Annotated in this window: 24 protein-coding genes; 10 read left to right on the top strand and 14 right to left on the bottom strand. The window is 67.1% G+C overall.

Translation table 11 applies throughout. From position 1 onward, the window contains the following. Positions 1–78: 78 nt before the first annotated feature. Complete coding sequence (locus AC1DFU_RS26130; protein ID WP_092301924.1) at positions 79–1,383, bottom strand: D-amino acid dehydrogenase; 1,305 nt, start codon at positions 1,381–1,383, stop codon at positions 79–81. Positions 1,384–1,492: 109 nt separating this feature from the next. Here AC1DFU_RS26130 and AC1DFU_RS26135 point away from each other — a divergent pair, with 109 nt between their 5' ends. Continuing rightward, positions 1,493–1,987, top strand: a complete 495-nt coding sequence (locus AC1DFU_RS26135) for an Lrp/AsnC ligand binding domain-containing protein (protein ID WP_092301927.1) — start codon at positions 1,493–1,495, stop codon at positions 1,985–1,987. 16 nt (positions 1,988–2,003) lie between these two features. Further along, positions 2,004–3,179 (top strand): PA0069 family radical SAM protein, encoded by a 1,176-nt coding sequence (locus AC1DFU_RS26140; RefSeq protein ID WP_092301930.1) that lies wholly within the window; start codon positions 2,004–2,006, stop codon positions 3,177–3,179. A gap of 281 nt (positions 3,180–3,460) precedes the next feature. Here AC1DFU_RS26140 and AC1DFU_RS26145 read toward each other — a convergent pair whose 3' ends face one another. After that, positions 3,461–3,955: a TM2 domain-containing protein gene (locus tag AC1DFU_RS26145; RefSeq protein ID WP_092301933.1), complete on the bottom strand. Its 495-nt coding sequence runs from the start codon at positions 3,953–3,955 to the stop codon at positions 3,461–3,463. A gap of 318 nt (positions 3,956–4,273) precedes the next feature. Then, positions 4,274–4,678 (bottom strand): hypothetical protein, encoded by a 405-nt coding sequence (locus AC1DFU_RS26150; protein ID WP_092301936.1) that lies wholly within the window; start codon positions 4,676–4,678, stop codon positions 4,274–4,276. Positions 4,679–5,005: 327 nt separating this feature from the next. On the opposite strand from AC1DFU_RS26150, the gene rpsP reads away from it, so the two are divergent. The 5 genes from rpsP (at position 5,006) to AC1DFU_RS26175 (ending at position 8,083) form a co-directional block, all read left to right on the top strand. Continuing rightward, positions 5,006–5,257: a 30S ribosomal protein S16 gene (gene rpsP / locus AC1DFU_RS26155; RefSeq protein ID WP_092301938.1), complete on the top strand. Its 252-nt coding sequence runs from the start codon at positions 5,006–5,008 to the stop codon at positions 5,255–5,257. Between the two features lie 61 nt (positions 5,258–5,318). Beyond that, complete coding sequence (gene rimM, locus AC1DFU_RS26160; RefSeq protein WP_092301941.1) at positions 5,319–5,996, top strand: ribosome maturation factor RimM; 678 nt, start codon at positions 5,319–5,321, stop codon at positions 5,994–5,996. A gap of 28 nt (positions 5,997–6,024) precedes the next feature. Further along, complete coding sequence (gene trmD, locus AC1DFU_RS26165) at positions 6,025–6,807, top strand: tRNA (guanosine(37)-N1)-methyltransferase TrmD (RefSeq protein ID WP_092301944.1); 783 nt, start codon at positions 6,025–6,027, stop codon at positions 6,805–6,807. Between the two features lie 77 nt (positions 6,808–6,884). Next, entirely contained in the window at positions 6,885–7,274 is a 390-nt protein-coding gene (gene rplS / locus AC1DFU_RS26170) for a 50S ribosomal protein L19 (protein ID WP_092301947.1), read from the top strand. Positions 7,275–7,402: 128 nt separating this feature from the next. After that, entirely contained in the window at positions 7,403–8,083 is a 681-nt protein-coding gene (locus tag AC1DFU_RS26175) for a CoA pyrophosphatase (protein WP_092301950.1), read from the top strand. A gap of 33 nt (positions 8,084–8,116) precedes the next feature. Here AC1DFU_RS26175 and AC1DFU_RS26180 read toward each other — a convergent pair whose 3' ends face one another. Beyond that, on the bottom strand, positions 8,117–8,965 hold the full coding sequence (locus AC1DFU_RS26180; RefSeq protein WP_441593610.1) for a sulfurtransferase: 849 nt from the start codon (positions 8,963–8,965) through the stop codon (positions 8,117–8,119). Positions 8,966–9,160: 195 nt separating this feature from the next. Here AC1DFU_RS26180 and dnaE point away from each other — a divergent pair, with 195 nt between their 5' ends. Both dnaE and AC1DFU_RS26190 read left to right on the top strand, forming a co-directional pair. Next, entirely contained in the window at positions 9,161–12,670 is a 3,510-nt protein-coding gene (dnaE, locus tag AC1DFU_RS26185) for a DNA polymerase III subunit alpha (RefSeq protein WP_441593611.1), read from the top strand. Then, entirely contained in the window at positions 12,663–13,913 is a 1,251-nt protein-coding gene (locus AC1DFU_RS26190) for a glycosyltransferase (protein WP_255371012.1), read from the top strand. Before dnaE ends, AC1DFU_RS26190 begins: the two co-directional genes overlap by 8 nt. On the opposite strand, the gene AC1DFU_RS26195 is transcribed toward AC1DFU_RS26190, so the two are convergent. Then, positions 13,843–14,628 carry a glycosyltransferase family 2 protein gene (locus AC1DFU_RS26195; RefSeq protein WP_441593612.1) on the bottom strand — a complete coding sequence of 262 codons (786 nt, stop codon included), beginning with the start codon at positions 14,626–14,628 and terminating at the stop codon, positions 13,843–13,845. The two genes, AC1DFU_RS26190 and AC1DFU_RS26195, sit on opposite strands and share 71 nt — an antisense overlap. A gap of 96 nt (positions 14,629–14,724) precedes the next feature. Here AC1DFU_RS26195 and msbA point away from each other — a divergent pair, with 96 nt between their 5' ends. Further along, positions 14,725–16,491 (top strand): lipid A export permease/ATP-binding protein MsbA, encoded by a 1,767-nt coding sequence (gene msbA / locus AC1DFU_RS26200; RefSeq protein ID WP_092301962.1) that lies wholly within the window; start codon positions 14,725–14,727, stop codon positions 16,489–16,491. Between the two features lie 37 nt (positions 16,492–16,528). Here msbA and AC1DFU_RS26205 read toward each other — a convergent pair whose 3' ends face one another. The 9 genes from AC1DFU_RS26205 to phnG form a co-directional block, all read right to left on the bottom strand. Then, positions 16,529–17,041: a hypothetical protein gene (locus AC1DFU_RS26205; RefSeq protein WP_092301965.1), complete on the bottom strand. Its 513-nt coding sequence runs from the start codon at positions 17,039–17,041 to the stop codon at positions 16,529–16,531. Positions 17,042–17,215: 174 nt separating this feature from the next. After that, positions 17,216–17,788 carry an MOSC domain-containing protein gene (locus tag AC1DFU_RS26210; RefSeq protein WP_092301968.1) on the bottom strand — a complete coding sequence of 191 codons (573 nt, stop codon included), beginning with the start codon at positions 17,786–17,788 and terminating at the stop codon, positions 17,216–17,218. Beyond that, positions 17,788–18,996, bottom strand: a complete 1,209-nt coding sequence (locus AC1DFU_RS26215; protein WP_092301971.1) for an alpha-D-ribose 1-methylphosphonate 5-triphosphate diphosphatase — start codon at positions 18,994–18,996, stop codon at positions 17,788–17,790. Before AC1DFU_RS26215 ends, AC1DFU_RS26210 begins: the two co-directional genes overlap by 1 nt. 15 nt (positions 18,997–19,011) lie before the next feature. Beyond that, on the bottom strand, positions 19,012–19,749 hold the full coding sequence (gene phnL / locus AC1DFU_RS26220) for a phosphonate C-P lyase system protein PhnL (protein ID WP_441593613.1): 738 nt from the start codon (positions 19,747–19,749) through the stop codon (positions 19,012–19,014). A gap of 5 nt (positions 19,750–19,754) precedes the next feature. Next, positions 19,755–20,531 (bottom strand): phosphonate C-P lyase system protein PhnK, encoded by a 777-nt coding sequence (phnK, locus tag AC1DFU_RS26225; RefSeq protein ID WP_092301977.1) that lies wholly within the window; start codon positions 20,529–20,531, stop codon positions 19,755–19,757. After that, entirely contained in the window at positions 20,528–21,424 is an 897-nt protein-coding gene (locus tag AC1DFU_RS26230; protein ID WP_143093951.1) for an alpha-D-ribose 1-methylphosphonate 5-phosphate C-P-lyase PhnJ, read from the bottom strand. The genes phnK and AC1DFU_RS26230 overlap by 4 nt, the downstream gene beginning before the upstream one ends. Beyond that, positions 21,421–22,566 (bottom strand): carbon-phosphorus lyase complex subunit, encoded by a 1,146-nt coding sequence (locus AC1DFU_RS26235; RefSeq protein WP_441593614.1) that lies wholly within the window; start codon positions 22,564–22,566, stop codon positions 21,421–21,423. The genes AC1DFU_RS26230 and AC1DFU_RS26235 overlap by 4 nt, the downstream gene beginning before the upstream one ends. Before the next feature lies 1 nt (position 22,567). Beyond that, positions 22,568–23,203, bottom strand: coding sequence for a phosphonate C-P lyase system protein PhnH (phnH, locus tag AC1DFU_RS26240; protein WP_092301983.1), 636 nt, complete (start codon positions 23,201–23,203; stop codon positions 22,568–22,570). Position 23,204: 1 nt separating this feature from the next. Further along, positions 23,205–23,681, bottom strand: coding sequence for a phosphonate C-P lyase system protein PhnG (phnG, locus tag AC1DFU_RS26245; RefSeq protein ID WP_092301986.1), 477 nt, complete (start codon positions 23,679–23,681; stop codon positions 23,205–23,207). Positions 23,682–23,688 lie beyond the last annotated feature (7 nt).

A 23,688-nucleotide genomic window follows, 5' to 3' on the forward strand; every position in this document is an offset into this window, starting at 1 on the left:
CGCGCAACTTGCGTTGGGGATGAAAAAAGGCGACCCGAAGGTCGCCTTTTTTTCGTCGAAGTCCGAGATCAGGAACGATCAGGCCGGCACCGGACGCGGCACGCCGTGCGTGCGCGCGGGCTGGCGGTAGCGGTCCACCGACAGGTCGTCGGCGCGAATCGCTGGCTGCGTGCCCGAGACCAGGTCGGACAGCAGCTTGCCCGAGCCGCAGGCCATGGTCCAGCCGAGCGTGCCGTGGCCGGTGTTGAGCCACAGGCCGCGAATCCCGGCGGGGCCGACCACGGGCGTGCCGTCCGGCGTCATCGGACGCAGGCCAGTCCAGAACGTGGCGCGGCTGACATCCCCGGCGCCGGGGAACAGGTCCGTCACCACGTGTTCGAGCGTGCGGCGCTTGGCCGGATCGAGCGAACGGTCGTAGCCGACGATCTGCGCCATGCCGCCCACGCGGATGCGGTCGTCGAAGCGCGTGATCGCCACCTTGTAGGTCTCGTCGAGCACCGTGGATACCGGGCTGCGCGCGGCATCGGTCATCGGCACCGTGATCGAGAAGCCCTTGAGCGGGTACACCGGCAGGTTCGACAGCCCCGGCAGCACATTGCGGACGAACGGCGTGGACCAGCTCCCGAGCGCCACCACAACGGCCTCGGCATACATCGGCTGGCCGCCAACCACGGCACCGGTCACGGCATCGCCCTGGGTCATCAGGCCGTCGATCGAGCGGTTGTAGAGGAACTGCACGCCGAGCGATTCGGCCATGGCTGCCAGCCGTTGGGTAAACAGCTGGCAATCCCCGGTTTCATCGTTCGGCAGGCGCAGGCCGCCGGCCAGCTTGTGGCCTGCGGCGGCCAGCGCCGGTTCGCTCGCGCCGAGTTCCTCGCGCGAAAGCAATTGATAGGGCACGCCCGCTTCCTCGAGCACGGCGATGTCGCGCGCGGCGGCTTCGAGCTGCGCGTCCGTGCGAAACACCTGGAGCGTGCCTTGCTGGCGGCCTTCGTAGGCAATACCGGTCTCGGCCCGCAGCGTGCGGATGCAATCGCGGCTGTACTCGGCCAGTCGCACCATGCGTTCCTTGTTCACGGCATAGCGTGCCGGCGTGCAATTGCGCAGCATCTGCCACATCCACTGGAGCTGGAACAGCGTGCCGTCAGGCTTGATGCTCAGCGGCGCGTGCTCCTGGAACATCCACTTGATGGCCTTGAGCGGCACGCCCGGCGCGGCCCACGGCGACGCGTAGCCCGGCGAGATCTGGCCGGCGTTGGCAAAGCTGGTGCCGAGCGCGGGCGCGGACTCGCGATCCACGACGGTCACTTCATGACCGGCACGGGCCAGGTACCACGCGCTGGTCACGCCAATAACGCCACTGCCAAGCACTAGAACACGCATCTCGATGACTCCGGACCTGCGAAAGAATGGAATAGAAGGATTCGTATCTATACTATTGACTTCAAAGCAGTGTTAGTTACCGATTAAATTAGAAAAACAGGAAAAAGTCATGAGAACGACACGTCAGCCGGTGCGCGGCCTCGATCGGCTGGATCGGAAGATTCTCACGGTGCTCCAGGACGACGGGCGGGTGTCGATGAAAGACCTGGCAGAGCGGGTGGGGCTGACCATCACGCCCTGCATCGAGCGCGTGAAGCGGCTGGAGCGCGACGGTGTCATCATGGGCTACTACGCCCGGCTGAATCCGGGGCTGCTCGGCAGTGCGCTGCTGGTATTCGTGGAGATTTCGCTGGGCAACAAATCGGGCAATATGTTCGAGCAGTTCCGGCGCGAGGTGCTGCGGATTCCCGAGGTGCTGGAATGTCACCTCGTCTCGGGCGACTTCGACTACCTGATCAAGGCGCGGATTCGCGAGATCAGCGAGTACCGCCGTCTGCTCGGCGACATTCTGTTGCAGTTGCCGGGCGCAGCCCAATCTAAAAGCTACGTGGTGATGGAAGAAATCAAGGAGACATTGGCCATCTCGGTGGAAGAGCGCGAGTAAGGCCGTTCGATGCAAGATGGGTGACGAACACGACTTCGGCGGCGACGGGGAGGGCGAGGGCGCCCGCCGTCCGCCCGTGGCCCGCAAGGGGCGCGGCGCCGTCAGCAACCTCCAGGGACGCTTCGAGCGCGACCAGCGCGAGGCGTTCGACGACGGCTGGGCGCCGGCCGATGACGACCCGGCCCCCGCCGATGACGCGCTGCCGCCCAAGCTCGTCACCCGGGTCACGCTCGAGCAGGCCCGCTCGATCCTGTCGCGCAACGCCTCGCCCGACATCCCGTTCGATGTCTCGCTCAATCCTTACCGGGGCTGCGAGCACGGCTGCATCTACTGCTTCGCCCGGCCGACGCACGCCTATCTGGACCTGTCACCGGGGCTCGATTTCGAGACGAAGCTTTATGCCAAGACCAATGCGGCCGAGCGCCTGCGCGAAGAATTGTCCAAGCCGTCGTATCGGTGCGAGACCATCGCGCTGGGCGTGAACACCGACGCCTACCAGCCCATCGAGCGCGAGCAGCGCATCACGCGCAGCCTGCTGGAGGTACTGCACGAGACCGACCACCCGGTGGCGCTGATCACGAAGTCGTCACTGATCGAACGGGATATCGACCTGCTGGCGCCCATGGCCGCCAAGCGGCTCGCGGTGGGGGCTGTGACGATCACGACACTCGACGCCGGCATCGCCCGCACGCTGGAACCGCGCGCAGCCACGCCGGCGCGGCGGCTGCGCACGATTCGTGAACTGACCGATGCGGGGATTCCGGTAGGGGTGAGCGTGGCGCCGATTATCCCGTTCGTCACCGAACCGGACCTCGAGCGCGTGCTGGAAGCCGCCCGGGAGGCCGGGGCGGTCTACGCCAACTACATCGTGCTGCGTCTGCCGTGGGAGGTGAGTCCGCTGTTCCAGGAGTGGCTCGAAGCGCATTTCCCGGATCGTGCCGAGCGGGTCATGAACCGCGTGCGCGAGATGCGGGGCGGCAAGGATTACGATGCCGACTTCGCCTCGCGCATGCGCGGCACGGGGATTTGGGCCGATCTGATGCGTCAGCGGTTCTACAAGACCGCCGAGCGGCTAGGCTTCCGTTACAACCGGTTCGAACTCGATACGTCGCGCTTCAGGCCCCCGCCCAGGCCGACCCGGCCCAACGGGCGTCCGCGCGGTACCGACGACCGGCAGGGTTCGCTGTTCTGAGGCGCCGCCTGCTGATCCTCGATCATGCGGCAGGCCAGCTCCAGCGCGGCCTTCGCACTGGTCGTCGGCAGGCCCGACGACAGGGCCAGCCTGACTGCGATAGCAGCCAGGCGTCCTTCTTCATACGTGGGATGTTCCATCGGGCACTCCTTTGCATCGTCCCGCCATGGCGGGCCATGCTCCATTCCGTGCGTACTCGGACTTACCAGTATGGGTGATTTGCAGAAGCGCGTTTGACCAATGTCATCCCATTGTCAGGTTGCAGCGAAAGTGCGCGCTGACTATTGGGAAAGCGCCTTGGCCGCCTCCACCTGCGACTCGAAGAACGTCTGGAAGCTGATGGCGAGCCCGGCCATGAGCAGGCCGGTGCCGATCAGGAGCGACAGGATGACCAGGATCACCACGGGCCAGCCGGAGCGCGTGGGCGTGTCGTGTGCGTTATAGCGCGCATCCCAGCGGTCGTCGGGGCGTAGCCCGAACACGATGGCGGTCAGGAATGCCGCAATCACCGAGGTGCCGCCCGCCACCGCGAACGTCCAGTTCAACGCGGTGGACCCGGCGCCCGTCACCAGCGACGCAATTCCGATCGCCCCCGCCAGCGTGGCCAGCAGGTGTGCCCAGCCGAACTTGTCGCCGAAGCCCTTCAGATAGAAGCGATGTGCTCCCAGGCTGCCGAACAGGAAGGCCAGGGCGACGGTGATCAGCTTGGACTTGCCCCGGGCCGGGCGGCGCGCATCGGCGCTGAGGGCAGGGGCTTGGCTTGCGGTGGTAGGCATTGTGGAGGCGATGTGGCAGGCACGGAGGCTGACAATCGTCACATTGTACGTGGAGGCTGCGCCCGGTGAGGATATCGGGACAAGACCGGAGTGGCCGGAGCCGGACCAGTGGGTGCCGGGCAGAGGCAGGTCAGTTCGATTGCCGTCTGCGCAACAACGGCACGCTGCGAGGGCGCCGGGGTTGAACCCCGTCTGGAATCGCCGACTGCACCGGGCGGCAGCCTGTGCGGGCACGAGGCCCGCACATCTTGAAAGACCAAGCAAAACGGCCGGAGTTCCGGCCGTTCGAGAAAGGGGAGAAGGGGAGAGGCGCGGGACTCAGCGCCCGCCATCGCGGCTGCGCGCCTGCCAGCCCGGGCCCATGCCGGATGGACGCATGTCGTTGCTGCGCCCCGGGTTATCATTCACGCTGCGGTCGGACGTCTGCCGTACCGGACGATCCTCGTCGCGGCCCGGCGCACCGGGCGGGCGCCCGCTCAGGCGGTCGTCATTGCGCGCCCGCTGCTCCATGCGTTCGATCTGTGCCCGCACATGATCCCGGCTTTCGGCACGTACGCTCGCCATTTCCCATCCGCCGGCAACGCGGTTGACGCGCGCCGACTGTTCGGCCCGGGCGGTGTGCCAGAAGGCAACTTGCGCGTGGCTGGCGGCAATACTGCCGATCAGGCCCGAGAGGGCCAAGGTACCAGCCACCAGGAGGCGCAGGTGGGGGCGGGTAAGCATGCGAGATCCCAAGATCCTTAGCAGGGAAAGAGTCAGGAAGATGGGTTCATGGTACGCAGGCGCCGTGTGACCGCCTATGCCAATCCCGTTACCCGTGTAACCGATTGTTTCGACATTTTTGCCAGCTTTATAACGTCGCGCCGGTGGCGGGGTTTGCGCGGGATTCGCGGTTTACGCGACGGTGCCTGCAGGCCATGTTGCGCCAACGGCGCACCGGTGGCCGCGCCCGGCGCGAATTGCGCGCTAAGTGTTTGTTTGGCATTGGGAACTGGGCTATACTCTTGCGTTTCGTGTTCGCACACCCCCGTTTTTTCGAGGAATAACCCCATGGTCGTAATCCGTCTGGCTCGCGGCGGCAGCAAGAAGCGCCCCTTCTTCAATATCGTTGCCGCTGACTCGCGCAACCGTCGCGATGGCCGTTTCATCGAGCGCGTTGGTTTCTACAACCCGCTCGCCTCCGGCAAGGAAGAAACCCTGCGCCTGGTGCAAGACCGCCTGACGTACTGGCAAGGCGTTGGCGCCCAGCTGTCGCCGACGGTTGCCCGTCTGGTCAAGCAAGCCGCCAAGGCCGCTGCCTGATTGCCGCCAAGGCGCGCGGCCCGTTGTGGCGCGTGCCTGACGCATCGGACGCATCGTCTCAGTGACTGGCAACGCCCCCGGCCGCAAGCCGTTAAATCGGCAAGGTACCGCGGCGCAGGCCGAGGTATCGGGCCAGCCGCCCAAGCCCCGCAAGCTGCCCGCAGCGCTGCTGTTCACCGACAGCCTGCCCGACGATCTCGTCGAAGTGGGCTATGTGGGCGCCGCCTATGGCATCCGTGGCTGGATCAAGGTCCAGCCGCACGCGGACGACGCCTCCGCATTGCTCCACGCCCGCCGCTGGTGGCTGCTTCGTGCGCCGCAGGCCGGCGTGGTGGTGGCGCCGGCACAGCCGGACGAGGCGCTCTGCGTCAAGATTGCCCAGTCGCGCGAGCATAGCGGCACCGTGGTGGCCCAGGCCACCGGCGTAGCGGAACGCAATGTTGCCGAAGCCCTGAAAGGGCGTCGCGTCTGGATCCGGCGCGCGGATTTTCCGCCGCCGGAAGAGAATGAGTTTTACTGGGTCGACCTGATCGGTTGCGCCGTGCTCAACGAACAGGGCGAAACCCTGGGCGAGGTATCCGGCCTGATCGACAATGGTGCCCACCAGATCCTCCAGGTGGCGTACACGCTGCCGGATGGCAAGCCCGGCGAGCGGCTGGTGCCGTTCGTGGACGCGTTCCTGCGCACGGTGGATACCACCACCCGGCGCATCGTGGTGGACTGGGGGCTCGACTACTGAAGTACCGAAGCACACCAAGGGGCCGCGGATGCAGTTCGATGTAATCACGCTGTTTCCCGAGATGTTTCGGGCGCTGACCGACTGGGGCATTACCAGCCGGGCGGCCAAGCAGCAGCGTTACGCGCTGCGCACCTGGAATCCGCGCGACTTTACGGTCGACAATTACCGCACCATCGACGACCGGCCTTACGGCGGTGGTCCTGGCATGGTGATGCTGGCCAAGCCGCTGGACGACGCGATCGACGCGGCGGCCGCGGCGCAGGCGGAAGCCGGTGTGGCAGTCCCGCATGTGGTGCTGATGTCGCCGCAGGGCGCCCCGCTCACGCATGAGAAGGTGATGTCGCTGTCGCAGCGGCCTGGCCTGGTGCTGTTGTGCGGTCGCTACGAGGCGATCGATCAGCGATTGATCGAGCGTCGCGTGGACGAGGAAATCAGCCTCGGCGATTTCGTGCTGTCCGGCGGTGAACTGCCGGCCATGGCGCTGATCGACGCGGTAGTGCGGCATCTGCCCGGCGTGCTGGGCGATGCGCAGTCGGCCGTGCAGGACAGTTTCGTCAACGGCCTGCTCGATTGTCCGCACTACACGCGGCCGGAAGAATATGAAGGTGTGCGGGTGCCCGATATCTTGCTCGGGGGCCATCATGCCGAGATCGAGAAATGGCGGCGCCAGCAGGCGCTGGCCAACACCGCGCGCAAGCGTCCCGATTTGATCGAGGCGGCGCGTGGTCAAGGGTTGTTGTCCAAGGCCGATGAGAAATTTCTGTCGGAGTGGACGGCGAAAGCAGGGCGGGAGTTCGCTCCCGCCAAATGAAAACCCCATCCTCTGCCGGGGCCCGGGACAAGTCCTGGGGCATACAACGCTGGCATGATGGTAATGGAGAAAAAACGATGAACATCATCGAGCAAATCGAGCAGGAAGAGATTGCGCGCCTGACCGCGAACAAGACCATTCCCGCGTTCGCCCCGGGTGACACCGTGATCGTCAACGTGAACGTCGTGGAAGGCACCCGCAAGCGCGTGCAGGCCTACGAAGGCGTCGTGATCGCCAAGCGTAACCGTGGCCTGAACTCGTCCTTCATCGTGCGCAAGATCTCGTCGGGTGAAGGCGTGGAACGTACGTTCCAGCTGTACTCGCCGCTGATCGCCGGCATCGAAGTGAAGCGTCGTGGCGACGTGCGCCGTGCAAAGCTGTACTACCTGCGCGAGCGTTCGGGCAAGTCGGCACGTATCAAGGAAAAGCTGGTCTCGAAGGCTGCGAAGGCTGCTGCCGCCGAGTAAGGCGATGCCGTCCGGCGCCGGGCAACCGGTGCCGTATCGGATTCGGAAAGGACACCTTCGGGTGTCCTTTTTGCTTATATGTGTGCTGCAGCGCGACATGGCGCGCTTCTGTCATACTCAATGGTGTCATGCGCCCCAAATTCGACCCAGAAACCTTGCCGGTCATCGGCACCGACGCCCAACGCGCGCCGCTCTCGGCGCCCCGGATGCGCCCGGACTTTATCCGCCACCGCCTGCTATCGCCGCCAGCCTGGGAACCCGAGCTGACCGATGAGTCGCGCGTCTACGACCGGAGCCGCGGCCTGCGCGAAGCCGCCGTGCTGGTGCCGTTGGTGGACCGCGCCGACGGCCTGACCGTGCTGCTGACCGAACGCAACGCCAACCTCAACGCCCACGCGGGCCAGATCAGCTTTCCGGGCGGCCGGCAGGAGACCTACGATGCGGACCGCATCGCCACGGCGCTGCGTGAGACGAAGGAAGAAATCGGGCTGGATCGGGACTATATCGAGGTGCTCGGCTCGCTCCCTGATTACATCACGGGCACCGGCTACCACGTCAGCCCCATTGTGGGGCTGGTGCGCACCGGCTTCGCGCTCGAGGCCGATGCCGGCGAAGTGGCGGACATCTTCGAGGTGCCGCTCGCCTTCCTGATGGACCCCTCACGCCACGAGCGGCGGCTGCTGCGCTGGGCGGACGGCGAACGTCAGTTTTATTCGATGCCGTACCCGCGCGAGGAAGGCGGCCACCGCTTCATCTGGGGCGCCACCGCGGGCATGCTGCGCAACCTCTATCACCTGCTCGCCGCGTAAGAACTCGGCGTATTACCAGGCGGGACGCAGGCGTCAGGCGGCTGCCTGACCGGCCTGCGTCGCGCAATGCGGGCATTGCTTGCCCACCGCATAGCTGGGCTGCTGCTGTTCCTCAGGCGTAACCACCGCGCGGCAGGCAAAGCACTGCACCGGGCCGGCCGGCTCGAGATTGGGGTTCAGGGCGGTTCGGTAGTCGAACACGAAGCAGTCGCCCTTGTAGTGGCTACCGCCCACTTCCTCAAAGTACTTCAGGATGCCGCCTTCGAGCTGGTAGATGTGCGCCATCCCCACTTCCTGCATGTGGATGGCGGCCTTCTCGCAGCGGATGCCGCCTGTGCAGAATGACACCACCGTCTTGCCCTCCAGCTCGGCCTTGTGGGCGGCGATGGCGGGCGGGAAATCGCTGAATTTCGCAATGTCGTATTCCACCGCGTTCTCGAAGGTGCCCACGGCCACCTCGAACGCATTGCGTGTATCGAGCATCACCACGGGGCGGCCGGCGTCGTCGTGGCCCTGGTCGAGCCAGCGCTTGAGATCCACGGGCCGCACGGACGGCGCCCGGCCCGCTTCGGGGCGGATCAGCGGCATCTTCATCGTGATGATTTCCTTCTTGGCGCGCACCAGCATCCGCTTGAACGGCTGGTTGTCCGACAGGCTCTCCTTGGGCGCGATGTCCGCAAAGCGGGCGTCGGCGTGGAGCCAGGCCATGAAGGTGTCGATGGCGTCGCGCGGGCCGGCCAGGAACATGTTGATGCCCTCGGGCGCCAGCAGGATCGTGCCCTTGAGGTCGGCCGCCTCGCAGCGCGCGCGCATTTCCGGACGCAGGGTCTCGATGTCGTCCAGCGTGACGAATTTGTAAGCGGAAATATTGACGATCTGCATGGGATGGGTGCTGCCGGACCGCGCGGCGGGCCGCGCGATAACTGCCTGATTGGAAAGGCGAAATTATAGCCGCTTGCGGGCCTGGCCGACACCCTGTTTCCAGGCACTCCGGACCGGGCCAGGCGTCGTCCCAGCCCCTCATTTTCCGAAAAGTCTCAAGTTTTCAGGCGGGGGGAGCCGGTACAATGGCGCCCTATGTCTGCACCCCGCTTCGTACACCTCCGCCTGCATTCCGAATACTCCGTCGTGGACGGCATCGTCCGCCTGGAGGATGCCGTCAAGGCCGCCGCCAAGGATGGCATGGGCGCGCTCGCCCTGACCGACCTCGCCAACGCCTTCGGCCTGATCCGCTTCTACAAGGAAGCGCGCGGAGACGGCGTGAAGCCGGTAGTGGGCGCAGACGTCTGGCTGACCAACGCCGATGACCGCGACAAGCCCGCGCGCATGCTGCTGCTGGTGCAGGACCGCCGTGGCTACCTGAACCTGTGCATGCTGCTGTCGCGCGCGTGGCTGGGCAACCAGCACAAGGGGCGCGCCGAGATCGAGCCGGGCTGGTTCGACGAACCGGGCGAGGAAGGCCTGCCGCTGGCCACCGGCATGATCGCGCTGTCCGGCGCCATGGGCGGCGATATCGGCCAGGCGCTGGCCAATGGCAACGAGGACGGCGCCCGCCGGGCCGCCGAGCACTGGGCGCGCGTGTTCCCGCAGCGGTTCTATATCGAACTGCAACGGGCCGGGCACCCCGGCACCGATGCCTACATCCAGCAGGCCGTGCAACTGGCCGCCGCAATGCAGCTGCCGGTGGTGGCCACGCACCCGGTGCAGTTCATGACGCCGGACGACTTCACCGCGCATGAGGCCCGCGTCTGCATCGCCGAGGGCGAACTGCTGGCCAATCCGCGCCGCACGCGCAAGTTCACGACCGACCAGTATTTCAAGACGCAGGACGAGATGTGCGCGTTGTTCGCGGACATTCCTTCCGCGTTGCAGAATGCCGTCGAGATCGCGCGGCGCTGCAACCTGACGCTGGAACTGGGGAAGCCGCGCCTGCCGCTGTTCCCCACGCCGGACGGCATGTCGCTCGACGACTACCTGATCCACATGGCGCGCGAGGGCCTCGAGAAGCGTCTGGCCGTGCTGTTCCCGGACGAAGCCACGCGCGAGGCGCAGCGGCCCGAGTACTACGCGCGGCTGGAGTTCGAGACCGGTACCATCATCAAGATGGGCTTCCCGGGCTACTTCCTGATCGTGGCGGACTTCATCAACTGGGCCAAGAACAACGGCGTGCCGGTGGGGCCGGGCCGGGGCTCGGGCGCTGGCTCGCTGGTGGCATACGCGCTGGGCATTACCGACCTGGACCCGCTCAAGTACGCGCTGCTGTTCGAGCGTTTCCTGAATCCCGAACGGGTCTCGATGCCCGACTTCGACATCGACTTCTGCCAGCACGGCCGTGACCGCGTGATCACGTACGTGAAGGAGAAGTACGGCAAGGACGCCGTGTCGCAGATCGCCACGTTCGGCACCATGGCCGCCAAGGCGGCTGTGCGCGACGTGGGCCGCGTGCTGGACCTCGGCTATGGCTTTGTCGACGGCGTGGCCAAGCTGATTCCGTTCAAGCCGGGCAAGCTCGTCACGATCGAGGAAGCCAAGAAGGAAGAGCCGGTCCTGGCCGAGCGCGAGAACAACGAGGAAGAGGTGCGCCAGTTGCTGGAGCTGGCGCAGCGCGTGGAAGGCATGACCCGGAACGTGGGCATGCACGCCGGCGGCGTGCTGATCGCGCCGGGCCGGCTCACCGATTTCTGCCCACTCTACACCCAGGGTGGCCAGAACGACGGCATGAGCGGCGTGGTGAGCCAGTACGACAAGGACGACGTGGAAGCCGCCGGCCTGGTCAAGTTCGACTTCTTGGGCCTGACCACGCTGACCATCCTCGACTGGGCCGAGCGCTACATCCGCCGGCTGGATCCGAGCAAGGCCGACTGGAACTGCAGCCAGATCCCGCTGGCCGATGGCCCCGCGTTCGACATCCTGAAGACCGCCAACACGGTGGCGGTGTTCCAGCTGGAAAGCCGGGGCATGCAGGGCATGCTGAAGGACGCCAAGCCTGACCGCTTCGAGGACATCATCGCCCTCGTGGCCCTGTATCGCCCGGGTCCGATGGACCTGATCCCGAGCTTCTGCGCCCGTAAGCACGGCCGCGAGAAGGTCGAGTACCCCGATCCGCGCGTGGAACCGGTGCTCAAGGAGACCTACGGCATCATGGTCTACCAGGAGCAGGTGATGCAGATGGCGCAGATCATCGGCGGCTACTCGCTCGGTGGCGCCGACTTGCTGCGCCGCGCCATGGGCAAGAAGAAGGCCGAGGAGATGGCCAAGCACCGCGAGCTGTTCCGCGAGGGTGCTGACAAGAACGGGCTGTCGTCACAGCAGGCCGACGACATCTTCGACCTGATGGAGAAGTTCGCGGGCTACGGCTTCAACAAGTCGCACGCGGCCGCCTACGCGCTGCTGGCGTACTACACGGCGTGGCTCAAGGCGCACCATCCGGCCGAATTCATGGCGGCCAATATGTCGCTGGCCATGGACGATACGGACAAGGTCAAGATCCTCTACGAGGATTGCCGACTGAACGGCATCGCCGTGCTGCCGCCCGATGTCAACGCCAGCGAATACCGCTTCGCCCCGACCGATGCCAAGACCATCCGCTATGGTCTGGGCGGCATCAAGGGCTCGGGGCAGGGCGCCATCGAGGACATCTTGCGCGCCCGCGAGGAAAAGCCGTTCGCGGACCTGTTCGATTTCTGTGAGCGCGTGGACCGCCGGCAGGTCAATCGCCGCACGATCGAGGCGCTGATCCGCGCCGGCGCGTTCGACAGCCTTAATGACAACCGTGCCCAGTTGCTGGCCTCGGTGTCCATCGCCATGGAGGCGGCCGAGCAGAAGGCGGAGTCGGCCAACCAGGTGTCGCTGTTCGACCTGATGGGCGACGCCGGCGATGCCCACCGCCCGGAGCTGCTCGACGAGCCGCGCTGGACGGCCAAGCGCACGCTGCAGGAGGAAAAGCAGGCGCTCGGCTACTATTTCTCCGGCCATCTGTTCGATGCGTGGCGCGACGAGGTACGCCGCTTCGTCAAGGGCACGCTGGCCGGGCTCGAAAAGGAAGTACAGGGCAACGGCGGCGGCTATGGCCGCGACGTGCGGGGCAAGATCGTGGCGGGTGTCATCACCGGCATCCGCACGCAGATGACCCAGCGCGGCAAGATGCTGATCGTGCTGCTCGACGACGGCACGGGCCAGATCGAGATGACCGTGTTCAACGAACTGTTCGACGCGAACCGGCACATGTTCCGCGAGGATGAACTGCTGATCGCGCAGGGCAATGCCCGTCACGATACCTTCACCGGCGGCGTGCGGTTCACGGCCGAGTCGGTGATGGACCTCGTGGCCGCGCGCGCCAAGTATGCCGACGCGGTCTGCCTGGGCTTCAACGGCAACGCCTCCACCGAGCGGCTGCGCGAACTGCTGACGCCGTACCTCGCCAACACGGCTCGTACGCCGGGCGTGCCGGTGCGTATCCGCTACGTCAACAAGACCGCGCAGTGCGAGGCCACGTTGGGCGACCAATGGCAGGTCACCCCGTCGGACGACGCCCTGACCACCTTCCGCAATGCGCTGGGCGACAGCGTCCGGATGATCTATGGCTGAGGCGGCGGTGCGATCGATGACGCAGGGCGGCAAGCGGCGCATCCTGTTCCACGTCACCCATCTGCTGCATGGGGGTATCGAGACCGCGCTGGTCTCGCTGCTGAACTCGCTGGACCGCGGCCAGTTCGAGATCGGGCTGACGATCACCTATCCGTCGGACGAGCTGGCCTCGCATTTTCTTGAGAGATTGCCGAAGGACGTGAAGGTCCACGTTCTGGCGCCCGAGGCCTGGCTGTCGCACTGCCGGCAGCTCAAGAAGAAGCGCAAGCTCGGGCCGCTCGGCAAGATCTACGAGGAACTGCTACTGCCACCGGTGCGCAAGCCGCTGATGAATCGGCGCTTCCGCAAGATTCTGCAGGGCTATGACCTGGTGGTGGACTACGACATGTCCGTGTCACGGCTGACGGGCAAGCTGCCCGTGCCGATGATGGGCTACCAGCATTTCAGCGTGGCCCACCTTGCACGCGGGCATGGCCGCAAGCTCCGCAAGCTGCGGCGCCAGTGCCGCGAGCACTACGACGCCGTGGTCGTGCTCAACGACAGCATGCTGCGCGATGCGCAGGCGCTGATTCCCGAGGCTGCGGACCGCTTCGTGCGGCTCTACAACCCGATCGATCTGGACAGTATCCGCGAGAAGGCCCAGGCGCCGGTCGATGCGCCGGCCGGGCCCTTCGTGGTGTCGGTGGGGCGGCTTGAGGAAAGCCAGAAGGACTTCACCACGCTGCTGCACGCCTACGCGCGGCTGGTGGCGGATGGCATCGAGGACCGGCTGGTCATCGTCGGCGATGGCGCCTCCCGCCCGCAGCTTGAGGCGCTGGCCGGGTCGCTCGGCATTGCCGACCGCGTCACGTTCCAGGGTTTCCAGTCGAATCCGTACGCCTGGATCCGGCGCGCGCGCCTGATGGCGTTCAGTTCGAAGATGGAAGGGCTGCCGAACGTCCTGCTGGAGGCGCTGGCGGTGGGTCAGGTCGTGGTCAGTACCGACTGCCCGACCGGGCCGCGCGAGATTCTTGACGAGGGCCGGGCGGGACTGCTGGTGCCCGTCGGCGATGCGCCGGCGCTGGCGGATGCAATCGGGCGCGGCCTGCGAGATGCCTCGCTGCGTGCCGCGCTGCTGGCACACGCGGCGGTCCATATCGAGCAGATGGGCTTCGGGCCCACCGCGCGGGAGTTCAGCGTGGTGGCAAATCGGTTGATGGCGGGGGTGTCTCCGTTGCCTGCCGGTGCAGCAGCCACAGCTTGACGTACTTGTAGTAACTGGCCTGCCCGTTCATCAGCGCCACGCCGAGCCCCTGCGGGCCGTCGAGGAAGCCGCGCCGGAACAGGTAGGTCCGCAGGAAGGCCCAGCTGCCATGCAGCAGGGCGCTGGCCGGCGAGGCGGTCTTGCCGCGTGCGAAGGCCTGTTTGGCGCCGAGCGTTGAATATTGATCGATCTTGCGCAGCACCTGCGAGAAGTCGTCGTAGGTGTAGTGCAGCAGCGGTGAGCGCAGGTGCGCCACCGGGGCATCGGTGACCACGTTCTCGTGGACGAGGTCATCGGTGAAGCGGGCCTTGCCCAGCCGGAACAGGCGGGTGAGGCGGTCCGGATACCAGCCGCCGTGGCGGATAAACCGGCCGCAGAACCGCGAGAGCCGGGGCATGTCGTAGGCATCGGCCCGGCCGGAGCTGATGGCGGCCAGGATCTCGTCGCGCAGCGCGGGCGTGACACGCTCGTCGGCGTCGATGGACAGGACCCACTCACTCTGGGCCTTGGAGAGGGCAAGGTTTTTCTGGGGGCCGAAACCGGGCCACGTGGCGGTCTCGTAGACCTCTGCACCCATGGCGCGGGCGGCCTCCACGGTGCCGTCCGTGCTGCCCGAATCCACTATAATCGCGCGGTCGCACCAGGAGACGCTTTCGAGGCACTCCCGGATATTGTGTGCCTCGTTTTTCGTAATCAGTACGACAGAGATTTTCATAGAGATGCTTGCAAGGTTCCCCTTTTGGAACGCCATTCTAGCGGTAGTCGCAGTCTTGGCAGGCACAACCCCCCGTGCGAGCGGGGCGGAGTCATCGTGAACGAAAACAATAAACAAACGCCCCAGGAAGCCGACACCCTCAAGCGGGTCTGGGCTTACCTGAAGCCCGAGATGCGCGTGTTCGCGCTGGCCATCCTCGCCATGGCGCTGGTGGCCGCCAGCGAGGGGATTATCCCCAAGGTTGTCAACGACCTGCTCGACAAGGGGTTTGGCGGCGACTACGCCGGCAAGCTCTGGCATGTGCCCGCGCTGCTGACCGGCGTGGCGCTGGTCCGTGGCGTGGCGCAGTTCGCGTCCGGCTACCTGCTGGCCCAGATCTCGAACCGCGTGCTGTTCAAGATGCGCATGCAGATGTTCGGCCGGATGCTGCAGGCGCCCGCGTTGTTCTTCCACCGCAACACCGCCGCGTCGCTGATCAATGCCGTGATCTTCGAGGTCAACCAGGTGATGCAGATCCTGACCGGGGTGTTGATCACGCTGGTGCGTGACTCGCTGACCGTGCTGGCGCTGCTGATCTACCTGTTCTATACCAACTGGCGGCTCACGCTGGTGGTGGCGGTGCTGCTGCCCGTGATCGGCTTCGTCATGTCGAAGGTGAACCGGCGCCTGCGCCGGCTGAACCGTGACCACCAGACGCTGACCAACGAGGCCGCGTACGTGGTCGAGGAAGCCGCCGGCGGCTACAAGGTGGTCAAGCTGCATGGCGGGGAGACCTACGAGCAGTCGCGCTTCGAGGCCATGGCCGAGCGCCTGCGCGGCTATTCGATGCGCATGGCCGTGGCGGGCGGGCTGAACCAGCCGGTGACGGCGTTCCTGGCGTCGCTGGCGCTGTCCGTGATCCTGACCATCGCGATGATCCAGGCCCAGGGCAACCAGACTACGGTCGGCGGCTTCACCGGCTTCGTCATGGCGATGCTGCTGCTGATTTCGCCGCTCAAGCACCTGACCGACCTGAACCAGCCGCTGCAACGCGGCCTGACCGCCGCCGAGATGATCTTCCGGCTCATCGACGAGCCGATCGAGCCGCAGACCGAAGGCCTGCGGCTGGAACGTGCCAAGGGCGATCTGGTGTTCGAGGACGTCGGTTTCCGCTATGGCGACGCCGGCCGGCCGGCGCTCCAGCATGTCAATTTCCGGGTGGCCCCGGGCGAGGTGGTGGCGCTGGTCGGTCCGTCCGGCAGCGGCAAGACCACGCTGGTCAACCTCGTACCCCGCTTCTTCGATCCGACCGACGGCCGGATCCTGCTCGATGGCCAGCCCATCGCCCAGTTCGCGCTGACCGACCTGCGCCGCCAGATTGCGTTCGTGAGCCAGGATGTCGTGCTGTTCAACGACACCGTGGCGGCCAATGTGGCCTACGGCGTGCATCCGCGAGAAGCGATCGATATGGCACGCGTGGAGCGTGCACTTGCAGCGGCCTACCTGACCGATACGGTCAAGGGGCTGCCGGAGGGGCTGGAAACCAATATTGGCGACAACGGCATGAAGCTGTCCGGCGGCCAGCGCCAGCGGCTGGCCATTGCGCGCGCGATCTACAAGGACGCGCCGATCCTGATCCTGGACGAGGCGACTTCCGCGCTCGATTCGGAATCGGAGCGGCAGGTGCAGGCGGCGCTGGAGTCGCTGATGGTGGGGCGGACCACGCTCGTGATCGCCCACCGGCTGTCCACGATCGAGAACGCCGACCGCATCGTCGTGCTGGAGCAGGGCCGCGTGGCCGAGCATGGCAGCCATGCCGAACTGCTCGCCGCCAACGGGCTCTACGCGGGCCTGCACCGCATCCAGTTCGCCACCCAGCAGTAACTTCCTCCGATCACCCGAGGGGCGGCGCCGGTCAGATTTACCGGATCTCCGCGCAAGCGCCGCTTTTCGGGTCGAACAGCACCGGCCACGCCTGCTCGTAGATACCCGGCGTGCAGTGCTTCTCGCAGCGGGCATGGGCCAGCGTCACCCGGCGCGGGTCCTGCCACACCATCAGCTTGCAGCCGCTGCCGTCAATTGCATGCAGTTCTATGTGTGGCGTCTGCTGTACCTGCTTGAAATCCTCCAGATCGAACGTGCACGAACCCTTCCGGGACACCCAGAGCTTCCATTTCAGCGTCTGCACGGCATTGCCCGTGACCTTGACCAACGCGTCTTCGCGGAAGCCATCCTCCTCGGTGCGCTTGCAACTGCCAGACAGGTTGATCACGCGCGCCGCGATGGGCGTGGCGCGGCTTTCAGGCGGCGGTGGGTAGGGCTTGGGGGCGGTGGGGCCCTGCATGGGCGCCGAGCGGTCGGCCAGCATCGGCGGCGTGCACGCCGCGCACAAAAAAACAGCCAGCATGGCTGGCAGTGTGGGTTTGAACGGCATGCTGGCTCCTCGGTGCGATCCGGCCGTCATGCATGGCGGCCCGCCTCCCTTATATATATAGAGGACGGCCGCCGGAACGCGAGCGGGAGGGGATCGGGACAAGTCCTGAGGAGCGCGCCGGCTCCGGCAATCTATAGTGAGAGAATGCCCGGCACGTGCCGGGTCTCGTACTTGTCAGACTCGCTCCAGCCGCCTGTGCGGCAGCGGCGGCAGGGTGGTCTCGATACCCTGACCGGGCCGCACCACGCCGCCCGCCACCACCACGCCCATCACGCCAGCCTTGCGCACGATCTCGCCGTGCGCGTCCTTATACACCACCTGACTCAGCAGCCCTTCACGGAAGTGCTCGATCTGCGCACACGGGTTGCGCAGCCCGGTGATCTCGATCTGCGCATCGCCAATCCGCAGGCGAGTGCCGACCGGCAGCCCGAGCAGGTCGATGCCGGCCGTGGTGATGTTCTCGCCAAGTTCCCCATAACCGATGTCGAACCCGGCCGCCGCCAGCGCCGCGTGTAGCTCGGCGTGGATCAGGTGGACCTGACGCAGGTTCGGCTGGGTCGGGTCCACGGCCACGCGCGAGCGATGCTTGACCGTGGTGCCGGCATGGGCGTCGCCTTCCACGCCGATGCCGGGCAGCAGCCGGATGGACGTCTCGCGCGGCTTGCTGAAGCCGTGCACGGGGCTGCGGCTGACCCCCACCACCTGCGCCAGTCCGGCGGCTAACCCGGCGGGAAGTCCGGTCCCCATCAGGCGACCTCGCGCATGGCTTCGCGCGGCACGGCATGCTGCACCGCGCCAGCCGGGTAGCCGGCCGAGAACACCAGCCGGCCCGCCGACCACGTGTGCGTGACCATCGGCTGCCCGGCCACGGTAGCCACGGCGATCAGGTCCGCGCGCAGGCCCGGCACCAGGCGGCCCCGGTCGTCGAGCAGGCAGGCGTCGGCGGGGTTGGCGGTGACCAGCGCCAGCGCCTCGTTGAGCGGCAGATCGGCCTGCCGCGCCGCGGCGTAGGCCGAGGCGATCAGCGTGGACGGCTGGTAGTCCGAGCAGAGGATGTTGCCCACCCCGGCTTGGATGGCGTCGATGGCGCGCATCGACCCGCTCTGGCTCTTGCCGCGCAGCACGTTGGGGGCGCCGAGGATGGTCGGCAGCGCATGCGTGTTCGCCGCGCGGGCGGTTTCCAGGTTGATCGGGAACTCGCTCATCCGCACGCCGAGTGCCTGCATCGCGGCAATGCGCTGGGGGCTGTCGTCGTCGTGGCTGGCCGTGGGAATGCCCAGCTCGTGCGCCCGGGCCACCAGCCGGTTCACGCGCTCGTGCGCGCCGTCCAGTTCGGCCGTCTTCTTGGCGGCGGCGTCGGCGGCTTCCTCGCGGCTCATGCCGTGGTTGCCCATCATGTACGAGAGATAGGCGTCCAGCGTCTTGAACTGGCCCTGGCCCGGGGAGTGATCCATCACGGAGAGCAGGTCCACCACGCCTTCGGCCATCAGCATTTCGAGCACGGGCACGGCGGCGGCGTCGGTCACCTCGTAGCGGCAGTGGATGCGGTTGTCGACCAGGCTACTCGCACGGTACGCGGCCACGGTGCGCACCAGCGTGGCGGCCGTCTCGTTGTTGCGCACGCCGAACTGGTTGCTGGCGAACGAGAGCGCGTGGTACGGCGTGGTGATGCCGGCGGCGGCGTTGCGGCGGTCCACCTGCGCAACGGCGAAGTCCAGCGGGAACAGCACATTGGCGCGCGGCTCGGCTTCCTTCTCGATGGCGTCGCAGTGCACATCGATCAGGCCCGGCATGACCGCGTGGCCGCGCAGGTCGATCACGGTGGCGTGGGCCGGCACGGCAGCCGGCGCGGGTTCGATGGCGGCGATGCGGCCATCCTCGATCAGCAGGGCGCTGTCTTGCAGCACGCGGTCCGGCAGGACCAGCGTGGCGTGGGTCAGGTAGGTGGTGGTCATGGGGGCGGTCGTCCGTCAGGCGATGGCGGTAGCGGGTTGCAGCGGCAGCAGGCGCGTGGCCACGGCGTCGCGCACGGCTTCGTCGTGGAAGATGCCGATCAGCGCGCGGCCTTCGGCCTGGGCTTCGCGGATCAGGTCGATCACCACGGCGCGGTTGTCGGCGTCGAGCGAAGCGGTGGGCTCGTCCAGCAGCAGGATCGGATGGCCGCCGATCAGCCCGCGTGCGATGTTCACGCGCTGCTGCTCGCCGCCCGAGAAGGTGGCCGGCGGCAGGTCCCAGAGGCGGCGCGGCAGGTTCAGCCGTTCGAGGAGCACGGCGGCGCGGGCGCGGGCTGCCTCGTGCGAGGTGCCACGCTGTTCGAGCGGCTCCGCCACTACGTCGAGCGCCGAGACGCGCGGAATGGCGCGCAGGAACTGGCTGACGTAGCCAATCACATGGCGGCGCAGGTGCAGGATGCGTTGCTCCGGGGCCTGCGTCAGCTCGACCCACGGCGCGCCTTCGGCGCTGGTATCACGCAGGCGGATGGTGCCTTCGGTGGCCAGATAGTTGCCGTAGAGGCAGCGCAGCAGCGTGCTCTTGCCGGTACCGGAGCGGCCGGACAGCACGAGGCATTCGCCGCGCGCGGCGTCGAAGTCGATCGCGCGCAGCACGGGCAGGCGGATGCCGCCCTGGTTGTGCAGCGTGAACATCTTCCCAAGGCCGCGTACCTCGATCAGTCGCTCGGCAGGGGTGTGGAGGTTGTCGGTGGACATCGTCGTCAGCCTTGCAGGATGGAGGAGACCAGCAGCTGGGTGTAGGGGTGCTGGGGGTCGTCGAGGATCTGGTCGGTCAGGCCCTGTTCGACCACGCGGCCGCCCTGCATGACCAGCGTGCGGTGGGCCAGCAGGCGGGCGACGGCCAGGTCGTGGGTGACCAGCACGGCGGCGAGGCCGAGATCGGTCACCAGGCGGCGCAGCAGGTCGAGCAGGCGGGCCTGTACGGAGACGTCGAGCGAGGCGGTCGGCTCGTCCATGAAGACCAGGCGCGGATGGGTGACGAGGTTCCGCGCGATCTGCAGGCGCTGCTGCATGCCGCCCGAGAACGTGCCGGGCACGTCGTCCAGCCGGGCCAGATCGATTTCCATCTTCTCGAGCCAGGCGCCGGCCACTTCGCGCAGATTGCCGTAGTGGCGCTCGCCCACGGCCATCAGGCGCTCGGCGATGTTGGCACCGGCGCTGACCTGCATGCGCAGGCCGTCGCGGGCGTGCTGGCGCACGAAGCCCCAGTCGGTGCGCGCCAGCAGCCGCATACGGGCGCTGGAGAGCGTGGCGAGGTCGGTCAGGCCCGATTCGCGCATGTCATAGCTGACGCTGCCGCGCTGCGGCGGCGCCTGCATCGACAGGGCCTGCAGCAGCGTGCTCTTGCCCGAGCCGGATTCGCCGACCACGCAGAGCACTTCGCCCGGATAGAGGTCGAAGCTGACGTCGTGGCAGCCGTGCAGGCCGTCCCAGGTGCGCGTGAGGTGGCGGACGGAAAGAAGCGGCGTGGCGGTCATTGGCACACTCCCGCGGCTTCCACGGCCTGCGCGGCCTGGCGGTCGGCGCAGTACTCGGTGTCGGAGCAGACGAACATGCGGGTGCCGGCGTCGTCGGTAATGATTTCGTCGAGGTAGCTGTCCGTGGCGCCGCATTGGGCGCAGCAGCTCGACCACTTCTCCACCGTGAACGGGTGATCCTTGAAATCGAGGCTCCGGACCGAGGTGTACGGTGGCACGGCGTAGACGCGCTTCTCGCGGCCAGCGCCGAACAGCATCAGCGCGGGGCTGCGGTCGAGCTTGGGGTTGTCGAACTTCGGAATGGGCGACGGACGCATCATGTACCGCTGGTTGACGATCACGGGATAGTCGTAGGTCGTGGCGATATGCCCGTGGTGGGCAATATCCTCGTAAAGCTTCACGTGCATGGCGCCGTACTCGGACAGCGCGTGCATGGTGCGCGTCTCGGTCTCGCTCGGCTCCAGCCAGCGCAGCGGCTCGGGAATGGGCACCTGGTAGACCATGGTCTGGCCTGCGCGCAGTGCCGTTTCCGGAATGCGGTGACGGGTCTGGATGATCGACGCCTCGGCGGTGCGCTCCGTCGTCTGCACGCCGGTCACGCGGCCGAAGAAGCGGCGGATGTTGATGGCGTTCGTCGTGTCGTCGGAACCCTGGTCGATCACCTTCAGCACGTCCTGCTTGCCGATGATGGCGGCCGTCACCTGGATGCCGCCGGTGCCCCAGCCATAGGGCAGCGGCATTTCGCGGCTGCCGAACGGCACCTGGTAGCCCGGAATCGCCACGGCCTTGAGCAGCGCGCGGCGCAGCATGCGCTTGGTGGATTCGTCGAGGTAGCCGAAGTTGTAATGATCGTCGCGGGCGACGGTGGCCGGATGGGCGATGGTCTGTGTCATGCCAGCGTTTCCTCTTGGGTAGCGGCTTGCGCGGCGGCATGCGGCGCGGCCGGGGCGGCGGCGTTAGGCGCAGCGGCTTCCTGCTCGGCACGCAGGCGGCGCAGCAGTTCCAGGTTGGCCTGGAAGTCGACGTAGTGGGGCAGCTTCAAATGCTGGACGAAGCCCGAGGCCTCCACGTTGTCGCTGTGATAGAGCATGAATTCGATGTCGTTGGCAGGGGCGTCGGCAGCTTCGCCCAGCTCCGCCGCGCGCATCGCGCGGTCCGCCAGCGCCATCGACATGGCCTTGCGCTCGTTGTAGCCGAACACCAGCCCGTAGCCGCGCGTGAAGCGGGGCGCCTCGTCGGCGTTGCCGCTGAACTGGCTGACCATCTGGCACTCGGTCAGCTCGACCTCGCCGATCGTCACGGCGAAGCCCAGTTCCTCGACGAACAGTTCCACCTCGGCCGTGCCGTAGCGGATCTCGGCCGCGAACGGGTGCGAGTTGCCGTAGCCGCGCTGGGTCGAGTAACCCATCGACAGCAGGAAGCCCTCGTCACCGCGCGCCAGGTTCTGCAGGCGGGCGGCGCGGTCGGCCGGGAAGGTCAGCGGCTCGCGCGTCAGGTCCGGCGGGGCGGGGTCGCCGGGCGGGATGGCGTCGGCTTCGACCAGTTCATCGGCTTCCAGCAGGCCCGTCACGCGCGGCATGCCGGCGGCCAGCGGCTGGGCGGACGGCGGCAGCGGTTCCGGGTCGCGGCCGGCTTCGAGCGAGAAGTCGAGCAGGCGCTGGGTGTAGTCGTAGGTCGGGCCGAGTACCTGGCCGCCCGGCACGTCCTTGAACGTCGACGAAATGCGGCGTTGCAGGCGCATGGTGCCGGTATCGAGCGGCTGGGTGTAGCCGAAGCGCGCCAGCGTGGTGCGATAGGCGCGCAGCAGGAAGATCGCCTCGATCTGGTCGCCGGCGGCCTGCTTGAGGGCGAGGGCGGCGAGGTGCGGGTCGTAGAGCGAGCCTTCAGCCATCACGCGGGCCACGGCCAGCGGCATCTGCTCGCGGATCTGGGTGAGTGTGAGTTCGGGCACCGACGTATCGCCACGGCGATAGCTGTCGAGCATCTGGTACGAGTTCAGGATGGCGCGTTCGCCTCCCTTCACGGCTACGTACATGTCAGTTCTCCCCGTGCGTCAGGTGCGTGGTGCGCGTCAGTGCGCAGAATTGGTCGCCGCTGGCCAGCAGCAGGTCGACGCCGAGCGGGAAGCCGGCGTTGTTCGCGGCCCAGCTGGCCTGGAAGTCGGCGGGCAGGCCGGTGACGGTCAGCGCCTGCGTGGTCTCGATGCCGGGGCCGCGCAGCGTGAGCGTGTCGCCTTCGGTCAGCGAGGCCACTTCGACGATCAGCGTGGCCGAGCGGTCCGGGTAGGCCGGCTGGCCCTGGGCGCAGTCGGCGAGGGCGGGCATCGCATGGCCGGCCGGCACGCAGACGAAGGTGGCGGCGTCCAGTTGATCGACCAGCGGGCAGCCGCAGTGGAAGCGCAGGAAGGCGCGCGCCGGGGCGGAGACGTCAGCGGGCAGCCAGACCGGCGTGTCGGGGTCGGCCAGCGTCAGCAGCAGCGCGGCCAGCGCGGGCGAGAGGCCCTCGGGCACGCCGCTGGTGGCCGGCAGCGACGCGAGCCGGCCCGGATGGGCGAAGGCTTCCAGCGTGGCGCGGAACACCTGCTGGGCGTCATCGACCGGATTGTCGAAACCGGGCAGCAGCGAGGCGGCCGGGGTGCCGAAGTTCGGCAGATTCGATTGCGTGGTGGGCATGTCAGTCCTCTCCGCGTGCCATCGTGAAGAATTCGACGCGCGTCTGCGCGGCGGTGGCGGCCTGCTGCGCTGCGCGGTCGGCAAAGGCCTGCGCCAGCGGGGCCAGGACGAGGTCCGTCACGCGCTGGTGCCAGGCCGGCAACTGGAGCAGGGCGTCCAGCACGGCGGCCTGCTCGGCGTGGCGGGTGCCACGGCCCTGTACATAGGCGACGCCGGCGGTCCCACCGGTTTCGCCATCCTCGATCACCACGGCGCAGCGCGTGACGGTCATCTCGCCCAGATTGAACTGGGCGCCCGTGCCGCCAGCGCGGCCTCGCACCATGGCCATGCCCGACTCCGGCTTGCGCAGCAGGCGGTAGGCCGGCAGTGCCGCCGCCTCGCCGAGCCGCGCGTAGGCCGCTTCCAGCGCGTCAGACCGCGCCAGAGCCAGGGTTCGCAGCCATGCGGCGCGTGCCGCATTGGTTTCGCTTTGCATCATCACCCCT

The organism is Cupriavidus sp. 10L45 (genome assembly GCF_056395225.1).